Origin of the sequence: Paenibacillus agri, assembly GCF_013359945.1 — a bacterium.
Taxonomy (GTDB): Bacteria; Bacillota; Bacilli; order Paenibacillales; family Paenibacillaceae; genus Paenibacillus_AQ; species Paenibacillus_AQ agri.
Genome location: NZ_JABWCS010000031.1, coordinates 1 through 243 on the forward strand (window position 1 = coordinate 1; position 243 = coordinate 243).

General features: G+C 50.2%; 1 pseudogene. It reads left to right on the forward strand.

Annotated features, from left to right (window positions below):
* Positions 1-243, forward strand: a pseudogene (locus HPT30_RS31225) (IS4 family transposase); the annotation flags it as partial.

A 243-nucleotide genomic window follows, 5' to 3' on the forward strand; every position in this document is an offset into this window, starting at 1 on the left:
AAGTTCACCGTCTATTCCCTGTTTCTTTTCTTGGCAGAGGCTGCGTTCCAAGGGTGGGATGGCTATCGGGACGGGGAGCAGCGTATGCATGGCGTTGGACTCCAGAAAGTGGATCATTCGACGCTCTCCAAAAAAGCCAAAGATGTTCCTTTTGAATGTTTCAAACAATTGTTACACCTCTTGACCCAGCAATGCAACCGGAAAACGAGACGCGGCCTTGGCATCCCGACGGAATTACTGATC